The sequence below is a fragment of the Haliscomenobacter sp. genome (assembly GCF_033763495.1).
In the GTDB taxonomy this organism is placed as follows: domain Bacteria; phylum Bacteroidota; class Bacteroidia; order Chitinophagales; family Saprospiraceae; genus Haliscomenobacter.
In genome coordinates this window covers 38,001-55,117 of the sequence record NZ_JANRKL010000168.1, presented here as the reverse complement: position 1 = coordinate 55,117, position 17,117 = coordinate 38,001, and the positions used below count along the sequence as shown (strand labels likewise).

12 protein-coding genes and 3 tRNA genes are annotated in these 17,117 nt (G+C 48.1%); 11 read left to right on the top strand and 4 right to left on the bottom strand.

Translation table 11 applies throughout. From position 1 onward, the window contains the following. Positions 1-56: 56 nt before the first annotated feature. The gene (rimO, locus tag SFV55_RS18190) at positions 57-1,370 is read right to left on the bottom strand and encodes a 30S ribosomal protein S12 methylthiotransferase RimO (protein ID WP_320030960.1); all 1,314 of its coding nucleotides are present in this window, start codon (positions 1,368-1,370) and stop codon (positions 57-59) included. A gap of 6 nt (positions 1,371-1,376) precedes the next feature. After that, a complete protein-coding gene (gene gldC, locus SFV55_RS18185) occupies positions 1,377-1,733 on the bottom strand; it encodes a gliding motility protein GldC (protein WP_320030959.1) in 357 nt (118 codons plus the stop codon). Positions 1,734-2,046: 313 nt separating this feature from the next. Here gldC and SFV55_RS18180 point away from each other — a divergent pair. From SFV55_RS18180 to SFV55_RS18170, 3 genes are all read left to right on the top strand, one after another. Then, a tRNA-Gly gene (locus SFV55_RS18180) sits at positions 2,047-2,119 on the top strand. Positions 2,120-2,262: 143 nt separating this feature from the next. Continuing rightward, positions 2,263-2,338 (top strand) — tRNA-Gly (locus tag SFV55_RS18175). Between the two features lie 38 nt (positions 2,339-2,376). After that, positions 2,377-2,460, top strand: a tRNA-Leu gene (locus tag SFV55_RS18170). Positions 2,461-2,515: 55 nt separating this feature from the next. On the opposite strand, the gene SFV55_RS18165 is transcribed toward SFV55_RS18170, so the two are convergent. Continuing rightward, on the bottom strand, positions 2,516-3,049 hold the full coding sequence (locus tag SFV55_RS18165; RefSeq protein WP_320030958.1) for a hypothetical protein: 534 nt from the start codon (positions 3,047-3,049) through the stop codon (positions 2,516-2,518). Positions 3,050-3,161: 112 nt separating this feature from the next. On the opposite strand from SFV55_RS18165, the gene SFV55_RS18160 reads away from it, so the two are divergent. Together SFV55_RS18160 and yiaK are read left to right on the top strand one after the other, a co-directional pair. Further along, complete coding sequence (locus SFV55_RS18160) at positions 3,162-3,764, top strand: DUF6992 family protein (protein WP_320030957.1); 603 nt, start codon at positions 3,162-3,164, stop codon at positions 3,762-3,764. Between the two features lie 83 nt (positions 3,765-3,847). After that, positions 3,848-4,861 carry a 3-dehydro-L-gulonate 2-dehydrogenase gene (gene yiaK, locus SFV55_RS18155; RefSeq protein ID WP_320030956.1) on the top strand — a complete coding sequence of 338 codons (1,014 nt, stop codon included), beginning with the start codon at positions 3,848-3,850 and terminating at the stop codon, positions 4,859-4,861. Positions 4,862-4,935: 74 nt separating this feature from the next. Here the strand turns inward: yiaK and SFV55_RS18150 are convergent, their stop codons facing one another. Further along, on the bottom strand, positions 4,936-5,226 hold the full coding sequence (locus tag SFV55_RS18150) for an alkylphosphonate utilization protein (protein WP_413776720.1): 291 nt from the start codon (positions 5,224-5,226) through the stop codon (positions 4,936-4,938). 98 nt (positions 5,227-5,324) lie between these two features. Here SFV55_RS18150 and SFV55_RS18145 point away from each other — a divergent pair, with 98 nt between their 5' ends. The 6 genes from SFV55_RS18145 (at position 5,325) to SFV55_RS18120 (ending at position 17,029) form a co-directional block, all read left to right on the top strand. Next, positions 5,325-6,041, top strand: a complete 717-nt coding sequence (locus tag SFV55_RS18145) for a pirin family protein (protein ID WP_320030954.1) — start codon at positions 5,325-5,327, stop codon at positions 6,039-6,041. Positions 6,042-6,249: 208 nt separating this feature from the next. Next, on the top strand, positions 6,250-8,034 hold the full coding sequence (locus SFV55_RS18140; protein ID WP_320030953.1) for an FAD-dependent oxidoreductase: 1,785 nt from the start codon (positions 6,250-6,252) through the stop codon (positions 8,032-8,034). Between the two features lie 29 nt (positions 8,035-8,063). Then, on the top strand, positions 8,064-9,194 hold the full coding sequence (locus SFV55_RS18135) for a hypothetical protein (RefSeq protein ID WP_320030952.1): 1,131 nt from the start codon (positions 8,064-8,066) through the stop codon (positions 9,192-9,194). 251 nt (positions 9,195-9,445) lie between these two features. After that, positions 9,446-11,899 (top strand): alpha/beta hydrolase-fold protein, encoded by a 2,454-nt coding sequence (locus SFV55_RS18130; RefSeq protein ID WP_320030951.1) that lies wholly within the window; start codon positions 9,446-9,448, stop codon positions 11,897-11,899. Beyond that, on the top strand, positions 11,896-14,829 hold the full coding sequence (locus tag SFV55_RS18125) for a glycosyl hydrolase (protein ID WP_320030950.1): 2,934 nt from the start codon (positions 11,896-11,898) through the stop codon (positions 14,827-14,829). Before SFV55_RS18130 ends, SFV55_RS18125 begins: the two co-directional genes overlap by 4 nt. Before the next feature lie 55 nt (positions 14,830-14,884). Further along, complete coding sequence (locus SFV55_RS18120) at positions 14,885-17,029, top strand: TIM-barrel domain-containing protein (protein ID WP_320030949.1); 2,145 nt, start codon at positions 14,885-14,887, stop codon at positions 17,027-17,029. The last annotated feature ends 88 nt before the right edge of the window (positions 17,030-17,117 follow it).

The following is a 17,117-nucleotide window of genomic DNA, read 5'->3' as shown; positions in this document are numbered from 1 at the left end:
AGGTTCAAATATAATGAATAAAAATGAAGAACACACCGGAAATTGCGGCATGAGTTTCAGGCAACAATTTCTCCATATATGTCGTATTCAGTAGCCTCGGTGATGCGTACCTGCGCAAAGTCCCCAATCCGGGCAAATTGCTTTTTGGCTGGCACCAGCACTTCATTATCCACTTCTGGAGAATCGCCCTCGGTACGCCCTACGAAATACCCACCCTCTTTCCGATCAAATAGCGTTTTAAAAGTTTTCCCTACTTTTTCGAGGTTCTTGCGGGTGGAGATTTCCTGTTGAATTTCCATTAATTCATTGGCCCGCTCCGCTTTTAATTCCGGTGAAATATCGTCTTCGACGTCGTATGCTCGGGTGCTTTCTTCATGTGAATATTGGAAAACCCCCAAACGGTCGAATTCCATTTCTTTGACAAAATCACAAAGTTCCCCAAATTCCTGGTCGGATTCTTGCGGATAACCTACCAACATGGTGGTTCGCAGGGTGAGGTTGGGAATGCGCAAACGAGCCTGTTGAATCAAATCTACGGTTTCTTCCCGGGTAATTTGACGGCGCATGCGCTCCAGTACGGTATTGGAAGCATGCTGCAGAGGCATATCCAGGTAGTTGCAAATTTCGGGGCGTTCGGCAATCACATCCAGGATTTCCAGTGGAAATTTACTGGGATAGGCATAATGCAAACGGATCCACTCGATGCCCTCGACATCAGCAAGGGCATGCAACAAACGCGGCAAATCGCGTTTTTTGTAAATATCCAGGCCGTAATAAGTTAGCTCTTGGGCAATCAACATGATTTCTTTCACTCCACGGCGGGCCAGGCTCTGGGCTTCTTTGACCAATTCTTCAATTGGGCGCGATACGTGACCGCCCCGCATCAAAGGAATGGCGCAAAAGGAACAAGTGCGGTTACAACCTTCCGAAATTTTCAGGTAGGCATAATGCATAGGGGTGGTAATCAAACGTTCCCCAATGAGTTCGTGCTTATAATCGGCGTTGAGTTTGGCCAACAATCCTGGCAATTCCAGGGTGCCAAAGTAGGCGTCTACCTCCGGAATTTCCTGTTCTAAGTCGTCCTTGTAGCGTTGGGACAAACACCCAGTAACAAATAATTTATCGATTCCGCCTGATTTTTTTACGTCGGCGTATTCCAGAATAGTATCGATTGACTCTTGTTTGGCCAAATCGATGAAGCCACAAGTATTGATAATGATGATATTGGCGTCTTCATCCTGGCTATCGTGTACTACATCGTAATCGTTGCCCCGCAATTGGGTAATCAGGTTTTCGGAGTCCACCAAATTCTTCGAACACCCCAGGGTAATCACATTGACCTTATCCTGCTTTAAGGTTCTGGCTTTCATCGGCGCTTATTTATCTTCTGTATGGAAGACTTGGGTTTGTTCACCAAAATATTGGACAAAACGTTGCATGTCGCGGGCCATTTCCGCGTTTTGAGTGGCGCGAAAATAGGTATCGGCCATCCCCCTCAGTGTTTGAAAAACGAATCGGTCCATTTCGCCCACCTGCATATCTTTTACCCAGAGGTCAATTTTGACGGTTTCGAGGTGTTCGCGGTCAAACAAGGAAATCAACATGGCTTTGCTGTCCTGAGTGGTTTCGCCACTGGGGTTGTCATCGGCGTCCCAGGAGATACGTACGGGCATGTTTTTGTCATCCAGCCCAACTTTGATGCGGATTTCTTTCTCCGTTGCTACTTGATCCATTTGTCATTTTTAAAATCCGCTGCAAAATTAACATTTTAGCGCAGCTTCACAATAAAAGTGTATCCCGGGAACCAATTACCTGGCCATTTGGTTTAGTAGCACAGGTAATTTATCAAAGGATAAATTCACAGCAAAAATAAATGTAGTAGTTCCTTGGAAACCAATTGATTTATGATTTGAGGCAAAAAAAAGGAAAAAATTTCCCTAAAACGCTTGCGTATCCGAGGTCTTTGCTTTTATATTTGCACCCACACTAAGAGCAACGCTCCCCTCACACCCACACCTTCACACCCACACACTCACACCCCTTCTTGCGGATGTAGCTCAGCTGGTAGAGCGCAACCTTGCCAAGGTTGAGGTCGCGGGTTCGAATCTCGTCATCCGCTCACTGCCTTCTTCGGAAGGCTTTTTTATTGCCCTTCTTCGGAAGGCTTTTTTATTGAACAGAGTGCGGCAGGAATAAAGTTTCCTGCTATCTTTGTAGATGAGCACTCAACACACCCACACCTTCACACCCACACCCTATTTCGCGGAAATAGCTCAGTTGGTAGAGCACTAGCTTCCCAAGCTGGGGGTCGCGAGTTCGAGTCTCGTTTTCCGCTCCAATTTTTAAAGGCAAGGCAAAAGTGCCTTGCAAACCATTGCCCAGATGGTGGAATCGGTAGACACGCAGGACTTAAAATCCTGTGGCCATCCGGCCGTGCGGGTTCGAGTCCCGCTCCGGGCACGTTAATGAAGCCAATTATCTGGAAGCAGGTAGTTGGCTTTTTTGTTTTGCTCCTTTAATCCAATGGAATCCTTAGTTTTTTGGCCGTCCATTTTGTTTTTTTCTCCATCAAATCGGTGAATTCCTTTAAACCTATCAAATGCTGGTGTATTTTTAATACTTTATCCTTTGTCTCGATTTTCAAATACCCACCTAAATGGTTGAAATGCATTTTTATGATATCATCCCATTCAATTCTTGTTTTTTTACCCCGCCAATTTTGAATAGTGATTAGCTGTTGATTAAACCAAACTTTATGGTTACGGTAAAAAATAGTCATCAAAGCTCCTAAACCGCCCAAAAAAATAAAAGTAATTATTGCTGCAATGGCATCAGTTTTGTCGCCAAACAAGACTCCATAAATTGAGAAGCCACCAAAAAGAAAAACACTGCCTACACCTAAGAATTGATACAGTTTGCTCATTCGCAGTTCAAAATTTCCTTCTACGTTTGTTTCGATTTCCTGGGTGTGTCCACCTTTTAATGTTGCTAAGAAAATAGTGGACACAATGCTGATAATACCATACAACAAAAATCTTTCCCAATTCATTTTCAATGATTTAAATAAAATTAATTCGCACACGTAAAGCTGCATTAAAGCTAAGGAAATTGAACCCAAAAATCAACTTTTTTAGTATAATGTAGTTGTATCCTAAAACCACATGAGAAATCTATTCCTTTTAATTTTCCTCCTCCTTTTCAGCCACACCCTTTTTTCTCAAACCATCACTTTCGAAGGCCTCCACGAGCTCCGCCTCAACAAACAACGCCAAGGCATGCTCGTCCTAGGTACCTGGGCACTCGGCAACATGGCCGTAGGCGCGCTCCGCCTGGGCCACACCAGCGGCGAAAACAAAGCCTTTCAACAAATGCAAATCGGCTGGAATGCGATGAATCTGGGCATTGCCACCCTGGGGTATTTCAGTACACTCAAGGTTGATCCCAGCGGCTGGGATACTTACCAGAGTGTGCAGGAGCACTACAAAATCCAAAAAATCCTGTTGTTCAATGCTGGTCTGGATGTGGGCTACATCCTAGGCGGGGCGTATTTGATGGAAAAAGGACAACGGGAAGTTAAAAATGCTGAGCGGCTACGTGGCTTTGGGCGTTCGATTCTAATCCAGGGCGCTTTTTTGTTCGTATTTGACTTTTCCCTACACAGCATCTTGAGCAGCGACAATTCAAAACTCAAACCATTGCTGTCCCAAAGCAGCATTGGTTTTGCACCGAATGAAGTGCATTTGCGTTTGAATTTGAGTAAATAAAGTGGCCTGGGCTATTTTTTCAGGTAGCTAGCAGCTTTGAATGGGCAACTTGTGCTACTTTTAGCCTACTCAAGCAAACCACTATGTCTTCTACCATACTGATTCCAGCCTTACAAATGCAGGCCACTTTTGAACAAATTTTGATTCAAAAAGGTATGCCAACCGACCGCGCGTACACCTGTGCCGAGATTTTCACCCAAAATAGCGTGGACGGAGTGTACACTCACGGGGTCAACCGCTTCCCCCGTTTTGTGGAGTACCTGGAAAATGGATATGTCAAACCAACCACCAGCCCAAGTCTGGAGCACCGTTTTGCGGCCATCGAGCAGTGGAATGGCAATTTAGGTCCGGGCCCGCTCAATGCCCTTTTTGCCACCGACCGGGTTATTGAATTGGCCAAAGCCCACGGCATTGCTTGTCTGGGTTTGGCTCACACCAATCACTGGATGCGGGGTGGAACCTACGGCTGGAAAGCCGCGCGCAGCGGTTTCATTTTTATGGCCTGGACCAATACTATTGCCAATATGCCAGCCTGGGGAGCCTTGAACCCCAAGTTGGGCAACAATCCTTTTGTACTGGCCCTCCCCTATCAAAATGAAGCCATTGTGTTGGACATGGCCATGTCGCAGTTTTCTTTTGGGGCCATGGAACAGTCTGCCATGAAAGGAGAAAGCTTGGCTGTACCCGGCGGTTATGATGCAGCAGGTAAGCTCAGTCGAGATCCAGAGGCCATTCTGGAAACGGGGCGTTCCATTCCCATCGGGTTTTGGAAAGGCGCTGGCTTGTCACTGCTTTTGGACATTCTCGCCAGCGTCATTTCGGGTGGCGCATCTACCCATGAAGTGAGTAAAACCAAAGTGGAGTACGGTGTATCGCAAGTTTTTATCGCCATTGATCCAAGTCGCTTTGGCCATGCCGAGGAAGTGGAAAAAATGGTACAGGCCATCATTCAGGATTATCAGGAGTCAACCCCTTCGGAAGAGGGCAGTAAAATCAGTTTTCCCGGCGAAAGAGTACTGGCAACCCGTGCGAAAAACCTGAAAAATGGGGTACCTGTGCTACAAACAGTGTGGGATTCCATCGAATCCTTACGGTAGAGACGCACGGCGTGCGTCTCTGGCTGATTGGCAAACACACAAAAAGACGCACAGCCGTGCGTCTCTACGCGGTGTCAATGCTTTTTCAAAAACTTCGTCTTCAAAACCAGGTTCTTCACCTTTTCAGCATGGCATTCCACCTCTTCCGGATCGTCGGTCAGGCGGATGTTTTTGATCAAAGTACCCCGTTTCAGGTTGACCGAAGTGCCTTTTACTTTCAGGTCCTGGGTTAGGGTCACCGAGTCACCGTCTTTCAATTCATTGCCATTACAATCTTTGGTGACCTGAGTATCAGTGGCATCACCACTGTCGTAGTTGTAGTACTCACTATCGTAATCGTAGTCTGAGTAGTCTTCTTCGTTGATGTGCATAACAAGCAATTTTTTTTGAATTTTTCCGCCGCAAAAATAGACTTTATCGATTACCAAAGTGTTATTTTAAAAATTTTAAAAAAAGAGTAAAAATGGCAAATACCGTTTTGCATAAAGCCGAAACCAGAGGGCACGCCAATCACGGCTGGCTCAATTCTTACCATACCTTCAGTTTTGCCAATTATTACAACCCCGATCGGGTGCATTTTGGCGCATTGAGGGTACTCAACGACGATACCGTTGCGGCTGGTATGGGTTTCGGAACCCACCCACACGACAACATGGAAATCATCAGCATCCCGTTGGAGGGCGACCTGGAGCACAAGGATAGCATGGGCAACACCACAGTGATCCGCAATGGCGACATCCAAGTAATGAGTGCTGGCACCGGAGTGCACCACAGCGAATACAACAAGAACCGCGATCACCTGGTCAAGTTCCTGCAAATCTGGGTATACCCCAATCAGCGCAACGTGCAACCCCGTTACGATCAAATCACTTTGAATGCTGCTGACCGCAAAAACACGCTCCAGCAAATCATTTCACCCAATGCCGACGACGCTGGCGTTTGGATCCATCAGGATGCCTGGTTTCATTTGGCGGATTTTGATGCAGGAAAAACAGCGGAATACCAAATCCACAAGGCAGGAAATGGGGTTTATGCCTTTGTTTTGAAGGGAGACGTAAACATCAATGGGCAAGCCTTGAGTACCCGCGATGGTTTGGGCATTTGGGATGTGGATTCATTCTCGATTGAGGCGAGTAGTGATGCTGAGTTTTTGTTGATGGAAGTACCGATGGAGTTGTAGCGGTAACTCATCCCGAGTTTTTTTTAAAGCAAGGGATGAGTTTTTTTCCTTTTTTCCAAAAAAATATCCCATTCTTAGTTTTCTTACAATTTGTAATGGTTCCCGATAGGAAATGCTCATTTAATTCTAATTTAGGGCTTTGTGAAAAAAAATTTTTTATCCATCTTGCCTTATGGTAGACAAAAATTGGTCACCTCAATCGCAAGCCATGAGAAACTTATATCGCTCCTTTTTTTGCTTATTTTACCTACTGCCTTTCCTGGTTTTTGCCCAAAAAGACGCCCTGATTGAAGCCGAAAGTTTCATCGACAAAGGCTACTGGGTGACAGATCCTCAATTCGTACAACAAATGGGCTCTTCTTACCTGATGGCCCACGGCATGGGCACTCCGGTTAAAAATGCTTCCACCAAAGTATTACTGTCCGCCAAAGGAAAGTACCACCTTTGGGCCAGAACCAAAAACTGGGCACCGGGCAATTGGGAGGCTCCGGGGCAATTTCAGATCGCCATCAATGGCCAAAAGACAAACCATGTCTTTGGGAAAATCCCCAACTGGACTTGGGAATATGCTGGAGAAGTGGTAGTGAATAGCAAAGAAATCAGCCTCGAATTGATTGACCTTACCGGGTTCAATGCCCGCTGTGATGCGATTTATTTGAGTAAAACCAAGATTGATCCTCCTCAGGGTGGCGCAGTACTGGCCGAATGGCGTAAAAAAAAGCTACGCGAACCCCTCGCACCTGAAACGACCAAAACCTATGACCTGGTCATTTGTGGCGGGGGGATTGCAGGTTGTGCAGCGGCCATTGCAGCAGCGGAGAAAGGCCTAAAAGTAGCCCTCATCCACGACCGTCCAGTGCTGGGCGGGAATGCCAGCAGCGAAATCCGGGTGCATACCCTGGGCATCTATGGCAAGTTTGAACGCATCCTGCGTATGATCGATACCGAACATTACCCTAATGGCTCCCCTGAGGCGCAAAAAGATCAGGAAAAAAGAGACCGCAACGTTCAAAAATACCCCAACATCGATATCCATTACAATTGGCGAGCTTATAACGCGGTGGCCGAAAATAATGTCATTCAGTATGTCGACGCTCAACACACCTCCAATGGCAAACGGATTCGGTTCAAAGCGCCCCTTTTCACTGACGCCACTGGCGACGGCTGGATCGGTTACTGGGCTGGAGCAGAGTACTCCTACGGACGGGAGAGTGTGCACCAATACGGTGAAGCCTGGAACAAGTGGGGCGAACTCTGGAGCCCCGAAGAGGCCGATAACTTTGTGATGGGGTCTTCGATTCTCTGGCGGACGGAAGTAGCCGAACAAGTCCAGAGCTTTCCAACAGTTCCCTGGGCCGTAGCTGTCGCCAAAGAACACAAAGCCACGGCCGGGGAATGGTACTGGGAATTTTCCCGCAATGACCTGCACCAAATTGACGATGGTGAAGAAATTCGTGACCACTTGTTACGGGCCATTTACGGTTCTTTTTTCAATGCCAAACAACAACCCGGCAATGAAAAATACCGTCTGCAATGGGTCTCTTATTTGTTGGGCAAACGAGAATCCCGTCGGCTCATTGGGGATCATGTTTTTACCTTCAACGATGTGGTCAATCATACTCAGTTTCCCGATTCGGTAGTGGTAGAAACCCGCGACATTGATGTGCATTATCAACGCAACCTGCAAGACGAAGAAAATCCTGATTTTTTGTCGGAAGCGCTGTTTTACAAAACCAAAAACTACTACATCCCTTACCGCAGTTTGTATTCCCGCAACATCAGCAACTTGTTTATGGCCGGACGCTGCTTCAGTTGCTCTCACATCGGTTTGGGTGGACCCAGAGTCATGCGCACGACCGGGCAAATGGGCGCAGCTGTAGGATTTGCCGCAGCGATTTGCCACAAGTACAAAGTTCAGCCACGGGCGGTATACGAAAAACACTTGCAGGAATACATGGGCACAATCACCGCACAGCAGACCATAAAACCTTAAAACACAGCAGACCATAAAACCTTAAAACCATGTTGCAAGGAATCGGTGTTGGAGCTTTGTTGTCCCGTCTTGTACTTTTGATAAGCTTAGGGCTGGTATTGCTCTACTCCAGCGCCATTGAATTGGCCAAAAATGCACCACTGCACATGGCGATGCCGGAGCAATTTGCGCAAGTGGCCAATGAAAAGATGGTCTTTACCTTGGCTGGTACCGACAGTCTTTTGAAGCATCAGGTCTGGTTGTTGTCGGATGTGCAGCAAAAGCCATTGTTGTATTGCTCCGACGTGATCACTCCGGTCTGCATCGATGGCCTTTGCAAACCCATGTACATCACCTTGTATTGGAATCTGGTCGGGCATTACGTGGGGTACGGGGTATTTCCCGACAATTTGTTGACCAAATTTGACCACGAAGCCTTCACCCCTGCCGACTACACCAAACTCCACACCCTTTTGCTAGATCAACACTCGATTCTGGAGCGCAAAACCATGGAAGATTTGTTCGATCAAAGCATTGCCGCCAAAGAAAAAATCACTTTTAACGGAGAAGAGGTCGACGCGGTATCCGGTGCCACCCGGGCAGAGATCAAAGAATCTGTCGTTGAAGGGGCTTTGTATTCCTGTTTTACAGCCTGGCATTTGGCCCATGGCGACATCAAAGAACAAATTGAACAACATTTGCTCAGTTATTATGACCCTGCTCTGGCGGAGTCTTTTTTAAAATCTTCGGCTGAAGACTACCAACTGTTTGCCCTCAAACAGTTGAATTCGACGACCCTGGTCAATCAGCTTTCGCAAATCCAGGAAATTTTTAAACACACTTCACCCGGCAATCGTTTGTACATCCTCAAAAAATTACCCCGGGAACTTTGGAAGGACGAAAAAGTGAGCCAATTTTTTTTTCAAACCTTTGCCAGTGTCGACATCAATACCCGGACCTTGTTGCTCAACAACTTAAAGTACGCCCATCCTAGTGCCGTAAACAGCCTGGTGGAGAACCTGGAACAGATGTCCAAAAACCAATTGAGCACTTTTTTGAATTACCTGGCTGAAAATCGGCAATATCTAAACGGACAGGTTAAAACCAAATTGGCACAATCAGCTCAGAATAAATCCTTTACTGAAAATTATGTAATCGAGAGTTTCTTAAAAAGCAACTAAGAATCAGCATTGCTTGGCCTGAAAAAAAAAAAAGTATAGCCAAAAATTGGCCATTATTATATTGAAGTGCTACTTCTTTTCGCTACTTTACTGGCCAAGGGGCGATAAAAAAATAAGTGCTCCTTTTGCCAAAGGATTAGATAACTAAACGATTCATTTCAAGTTTCTTATCTAATCCTTTGGCTCAAGAAAAATGAGCACTTATTTTTGCCCCACTACCAAATGTATCCGCCTTAAACCAATAAATCCAAATGAAAAAAACAAACTACTTTACCTTCTTCACCCTATTCCTCTTTTGTCAAACCCTTTTTGCCCAAACTACATTTACCTTTACCAAAGGTCTTGCCGCTGGGCCTTGCCATCAATACGGCCGCGAAGCCCTCTACACCGATCTTTTGGTGCATCAACTCATTCAGGGCAAACTCAATACTCCAAGTGAGGGCAATACCTTGGCCACGGATAAAACAGGGAAGCCCATTCAATGGAAATCCGTCCAGGCGGATACCGCCAATCGCCTGCGCGATGCCAGTCTGAGCAATGGATATGTGTACCTGACTTACTCCTCCAGCGAGGAAAAAACCGCCTTGCTGCAAATCGCCGGGCACAGCGGCCTGTTTTTCAATGGCGTGCCCTATTCCGGCGATATGTATCGTTACGGCTGGTTATTTCACCCCGTCAAACTCAAAAAAGGGCTAAATGAGTTGTACGTCCGGGTTGGCCAGGGTGGCCGTTTTCAAGGCATTACCGCAAAGTTGATTTTCCCTGAAAAACCTGTATTCATCAGTACCGCCGACGCCACCTTGCCCCATATTGTGCTAGAAGAGACTGATGAATTCCTCACCGGGGGAATCGTTTTGATCAATACAAGTGATAAGGCGCTGAAAAATCTGGTATTGCGCAGCAATCTAGCTGGTAAAGTCATGCAAATTTATGTTCCGACAATCAGCCCTCTAAGCACACGCAAAGTAGCATTCCCTTTCAGACCTTCCGCGGTTGATCAAAAAGGAACGGTAGAATGTACACTAGCCTTGTTGCAGAACGACCAGGTATTGGATGAAAAAAAAATCCAATTGACCGCTCTTTCCATTGCTGAGCACCACAGCCGCACTTTTATCAGCGACATAGATGGTAGTGTGCAATACTATGCTGTAGCTCCGCAAATTGGCGGGATCAAACCAGGTTCGGCCCTGTTTTTATCCGTTCATGGTGCCGAGGTAGAAGCCATCGGGCAAGCTCGCGCCTATAAACCCAAAGATTGGGGAACCCTGGTCGCACCCACCAATCGGCGGCCCCGGGGCTTCAACTGGGAAGACTGGGGACGTCTGGATGCCTTGGAGGTGCTTGACATTGCACACAAAAAATTTGATCCAGACCCACAAAAAATCTACCTGACCGGGCACTCCATGGGCGGGCATGGTTCCTGGTACCTGGGGGCCACTTACCCTGGGAAATGGGCAGGAGTTGCCCCTTGTGCAGGTTACCCAACCTTGATGGGCTATGGCTCAGCCGATGGCAAAATTCCCGAAAGCAGCACAAATCCGGTGGAAAAGATGCTTTTGCGGGCAAGCAATCCGAGTAATGTGATCGCCCTGGCACCCAACTACAAAGCCAGTGGCATTTACATCTTGCACGGCGATGCTGACCGTACAGTTTCGGTCGAATACGCTCGCGAAATGCGCAAGGTTCTCAGTACTTTTCACAACGATTTTTCCTACTACGAATACCCAAATGGCTCGCATTGGTACGGCGACCACAGTGTGGATTGGCCAGCACTGTTTGATTTTTTCAAATGGCACAGCATTCCCAAAGCGCAGGACGTGGATAGCCTGAATTTCACCACCGCCAACCCAGCCATTTCCTCCGCTTACCATTGGATTGGCATCGAACAACAGTCTGCACCGCTGATGTACAGCAATATTTCGGCCAAACGCAATTCCTCCGCCAAAACCATTGCCATCAAAACCGACAATGTGCGGATTCTAAAACTACTTCCAGATGCTTTTCCCAAAGACCAATCCTTCAAACTAAGCATTGATGGTCAAGAAGTGTGTAGCAATTGTAAAACGGGCGAAATACCCCTGTTTTTCAGTAAGAACACTACCTGGGAAGCTACCCCAGAGCCGGGGCCTCAGCAACGGAATGCCCAACGCAATGGCACTTTTAAAGAAGGTTTTAACCACCGCATGGTGTTTGTGTATGGCACAGGAGGCACTCAGGAAGAGAATGAATGGGCCTACCAAAAAGCAGTTTTTGATGCCGAAACCTGGTACTACCGGGGCAATGGTGCGGTAGACTTGATCGCCGATAAGGACTTCAATCCAGCTGCCTATCCAGATCGAGGTGTCATCCTTTTTGGCAATGCCATTACCAATAAAGCCTGGCCTAAGCTGCTGGCCAATTGCCCTCTACAAGTGAATCGGGGCAGCATCAAACTGGGAGATGAAACCCATACTGGTAACGACCTGGGCGTTTATTTCACCTACCCTCGTCCCGATAGTAAAACCGCTTCCGTTTCCGTTGTAGCAGGTACGGGTTTAGCGGGAATGAAAGCAGCCTGGGCCAATCAGTATTTCGCGGCGGGCAGTGGTTTTCCCGATTACCTGATTTTTACCGCAGATTTACCCAAGGATGGCGCAAAAGCCATCAAGGCCACTGGCTTTTTTGATCAAAATTGGCAGTACTTAAAAGTGGATGTAGCAAAATGAAAAAACTCAGTCTCCTCCTTAGTTTCAGTTTATGCGCTTTGATGCTTTTGTCGCAAAACAAAAGCCCCCTCGAAGCCAATTTCATTACCCCTCCTTCTACCGCCAAGCCCTACGTCTGGTGGCACTGGATGGGCTCTAATTTTTCCAAAGCGGGCATCACCAAAGACCTGGAAGCGATGCGGGCAGCGGGCATTGGCGGGGCCACGATTTTCAACCTCGCCTCGGCCGTACAGGAGAGTCATGTCCCTACCGAAAACAATCCCTGGCCCGAGCAAAAATACCGCAGCCCGGCCTATTGGGAAGCCATCCGCCATGCTGCAGCCGAAGCGCAACGATTGGGGCTAGAGATTGGACTGCACAACACTGCCGGATACTCCACCACGGGCGGCCCTTGGGTCAGTGAAGAAAAATCCATGCAAACGCTGATATGGTCTAAAACCAGTCAAAGCGGCGGCACCCTCATCAGCGTCAAACTAGCCAAACCCGAGCCCCCCATCTGGGAAGGCTGGGGCTCCCCTAAAATCAAAGCTACGTTTTACAAAGACATCGCCGTGCTGGCTGTACCTGCTCAAACCCAGGTGTCCAGCAAAGCCATCATCGATCTCAGCAGCAAAATGGACGCGCAGGGCCAACTCCAATGGGAAGCTCCCGCTGGCGATTGGCTCATTTACCGTGTCGGTCATGCTCCCACGATGGCCAATCCACACCCCCTGCCGGACGACATCATCGGCAAAACCCTGGAAGTGGATAAAATGAGCAGCACCCAAAACCGCTTTCACTGGCAAACTGTACTGAATCCGCTCCAAGAAAAATTGGCACCTTACCTGGGCAAATCCTTCAAACACATCCTCATCGACAGTTACGAGGCAGGGGATCAAAACTGGACGCCGGGTTTTCGCCAAGAGTTCATCCGTCGAAAGGGTTACGATCCCATTCCCTGGATTCTTTCTTTTGACAACATTGATCAAAAGCCCCTCATCCTCGACAATGAAGAAGCCTGTCAACGTTTTGCCTGGGATTTTCAGGATGTCATCCACCAATTGTACTATGACAATGGTTGGAAAACGGGCAAAGAGCTCATCAAAGCCGCAGGACTCGATCTACAATTTGAATCCTATGGCGGCCCTTTCAACGAAGCACAGGGTGCTGCCCTAGCCGACTTACCCATGGGTGAATTCTGGACCCATACGGGCGGCATCGATGCCAAAATCCCAGCGGCAGCAGCAGCGGCAGGACGCAGGATTGTTGGGGCAGAAGCCCTGACCAGTTTGCCCGAAAACAGCAAATACACTGAAGATCCAGCTTTCCTGAAACCTTCTGCCTTGAAAGGCTATGTTTCAGGAGCCAATCGCCTGGTTCTGCACCATTGGGTGCATCAGCCTTTCGACGATCGCTACCAGCCGGGCATGGGCATGGGTTGGTGGGGTACCCATTTTAGTCGGTACCAAACCTGGGCGGAGCCAGGCAAAGCGTTTTTCCAGTATTTGGGTCGTACCCAGACTTTGTTGCAGTACGGCGAACGGGTGGCTGATTACCTCTGTCTGGAAGCATTACAAGGCTCTGGTGACCTGATTTCCCGGCCTGACTTTTTACGCCAAAACATCCAGGTGCTCAATGGAAAAATTGTACTGGAATCGGGGCGGGTTTATGCCTTTTTGGTTTTACCCAATCAAAAAAGCATGCAAGTGGAAGTGGCGGAAAAAATCAAGACATTGGTCGCTAAAGGAGCCAGTGTGGTGGGGCCAAAACCCGAAAAAGCCCTGGGCCTCAAAGCTTACCCAAGTTCAGATCAAAAAGTAGCCGGTGTAGGGAATATCCTCTGGAACTACGGGCCACAAGCCGAATACGGCAAGGGACTGGTGTTTACCAACATCCCCGACGCCATGAAATGGCATAAAATCCAGCCTGATCATCAGGTTGAAAAAGCCGATTCAAGCCAATACATTCGGGTTTTGCACCGCAGTGGGCCGGAAGGAGAAGTCTATTTTGTTGCCAACCTGGCTCCGGTACCGCAAAACCTGAGTATTTCCTTTCGGATCACCGGAAAACAACCCGAGCTTTGGCAAGCGGAGGATGTCAGCATCCAAAATGCCCCCGTTTGGCAGGAAAAAGATGGCCGCACCCGGGTAGAGCTCCAGCTCAAGGATCAACAGGCGGTATTTGTGGTTTTCCGCAAAGCAATCACCCCCAAGGAGCACCTGGTTGCCATCAACAGCACAGCAAAAAGCTGGAACATTGTACCTTTAAAGGATGGCCAAAATGCACTTTTTGCAACTAGCCCTCAACAGCTTTCGCTGGAATATGCCTCTGGTAAAAAAATAAATGTAGACTTGCCCGCGGCCAGCTACCAAACCATTGAAGGCCCCTGGAATCTGAGCCTTCAACCTAAACTGGAGCCAGCTTTTAAACTCGACTTCCCACAATTGTTGGATTTCAGCCAGCACAGCGATCCACGAGTGAAGTATTTTGCAGGCACTGCAACGTACAGCAAAACCATCCAGGTCAGTCCAGAAATGATGAAACCCGGCAAACTGATCCAGCTTGATTTGGGGCAACTCTACGACATCGCCAGTCTAAAAATCAATGGCAAAACGCTGGGGGTTTTGTGGTACCCACCCTATGTATTGGATATTACCACAGCCCTCGTTCCGGGTGACAACCTGCTGGAAATAGCCGTGACGACCAATTGGGCCAACCGCCTCATCGGTGATGAACAGGAAGCCGCTGATTTTGAATGGGGCAGTGACCGGGGAAACCTTGGTCATGCCATGAAGGCTTATCCAGATTGGTTTGTAAAAAATCAAGCGCGACCATCCAAGGGACGAAAAACCTTTTCCGTATGGTATTATTATCGAAAGGATAGCCCATTGCAAGCAGCTGGTCTCGTGGGGCCTGTGCGCCTGGTGATTTTTGAAACAAAAGTGATTTAGCACCTTTAGAAAACATTTTTAACATTCCCCACAAACCAACATCAATCGTCAACACATGAAACCCATTCAAACGCTCTTTTGCCTGCTGCTTTTTCCATATTTCATGTTTGCCCAAATCAAACTGCAATGGCGGGAGCAATACCCCGGAATCTGGAAAGCCACGGTAGGCCAACCCGAAAAAATCAGCCTGCTCAGCACCGCTGGGGCCAGCGCGAATGTGCCCGCCCTGGCCAAATTGCCCAAAAGCAGTTTCCCGCTCGTGCAAGCCGAAATTGACGTCAAAATCATCGACCATAAAGTCTACCTGCGTTTTCCGCTGGATCAGGCCGAACAACTTTTTGGCTTGGGCCTCAATTTCCAGACCGTCAACCAGCGTGGACGCATCCTCGATCTGCACGTTGACCACTACGGCGCTGAGGACAATGGCCGCACCCACGCCCCAGTTCCATTTTATGTTTCTTCAAAAGGCTATGGTGTTTTGATCGATGCTGCGCGTTACCTGACTGTGTACGCAGGTACAGGTGTCCGCCGGGAAAGCCAGCACCCACCCGTGTTGTACGACCGCAACACCAACAAAGAGTGGGATGCTCAACCCTACTCCGACGCGGTTGAAATCCTGGTGCCTGCTGAAGGTGCAACCCTTTATGTTTTTGCTGGCCCTACGCCAATGCAGGTTGTACAGCGTTACAATTTGATGAATGGTGGTGGCTATCTTCCGCCCAAATGGGGTTTGGGCTTTACCCAACGTGTCCCCACCTTGTATACCCAGGATGACATTCTGAAAGAAGCCAGCAGCTTTGAAGAGCACAATTTTCCCCTTGATTTTATTGGCGTAGAGCCAGGTTGGCACAGCATGTCTTATCCCTGCACTTTTGAATGGGACCCAACCCGTTTTCCCGACCCTAAGGGCTTTCTAGATGCTCTGGCCAAAAAAGGGCTCAGCGCCAATCTTTGGCTAAACCCCTACGTGTCGCCCAAAGCCAGTTTGTATCCTAAAATCAAACCCTTGTCCGGCTCACATACCGTTTGGAATGGCATTGTGCCCGACTTCACCCTGCCTCAAACCCGGCAATTGTTCAAGGACCATTTTATGAAAAATCAGCTCTCCATTGGTGTAGGTGGTTTCAAGGTGGATGAAGTAGACGGCTATGACTTTTGGGTTTGGCCCGATGTGGCAACCTTTCCTTCGGGCTTCAGTGCCGAACAAATGCGGCAGGTGTACGGCAATTTGGTGCAAAGCATGACCGCCTCCTGGTACAAGGAAATCAACAAACGCACCTATGGTTTGGTGCGCGGCTCCAATGCGGGTTCCAGTAACCTTCCTTACGTCATTTACAACGACTATTACAGCCACAAGGACTTCATCACCGCCCTGGTCAACAGTAGCTTCATCGGTGTATTGTGGACGCCCGAAGTGCGTGCTTCCAAAACCGCTGAAGAATGGGTGCGTCGCATGCAATCCGTCTGTTTCTCTCCTATGGCCATGCTCAATGCCTGGGCTAGCGGCACCAAACCCTGGTCTTTTCCAGAAGTTGAAAAAGCGGTGAATGATGTGGCCAGTTTGCGCATGCAGCTCCTGCCCTACTTGTATTCGACCTTTGCGCAGTACCATTTTGAAGGTAAGCCGCCTTTTCGCGCCATGAATCTCGTGGAGGGATTCGGATTCACTGCTTCCAGTACCCCGGGTCAGTTGGATGCCACAGCCAATCCCTACGCCATGAGCATCAAAAAAGACATCAAAGACCAATACATGATGGGCGATTTCATGCTAGTAGCTCCCATGTTTGCGGGGGAAAGTAGCCGCGAGGTTTATTTACCTGCCGGGAAATGGTACGATTTTTATACGGGCGTTTTTGTTGGGGAAAATCAAAAAATCAGCATCAGCCCGGCATTGGACAAAATTCCGCTCTTTGTAAAAGATGGAGGCATTATTCCGATGGTTCCAACCCGGCGTCAGGCGCCCAAAGCTGGGGAAATTCTGCCCCTGGAGGTTCGCCATTACGGGGAATCAGCAGGCAGTTTCCAATTGTATGACGATGACGGGCTGAGTTTTGATTTTGAAAAAGGAGTGTATTCGTTTACACGATTGGCCGTTTCAAAAGGTAGTGATGGTCGTTTGCAGGGGGAATTGCCGACCTTTCCGGTAGGTAAGCCCTTCGGTTACGATAAGACGGTGAAATGGGTGTTTATGACAAAGTAATGGGGGTGATAATTCTCTTTTAGTAAAGTTTTCAGACTCCACCTTCGGCGGAGCCTCATGTTGAAATTCGGCCACAAATGACACAAAT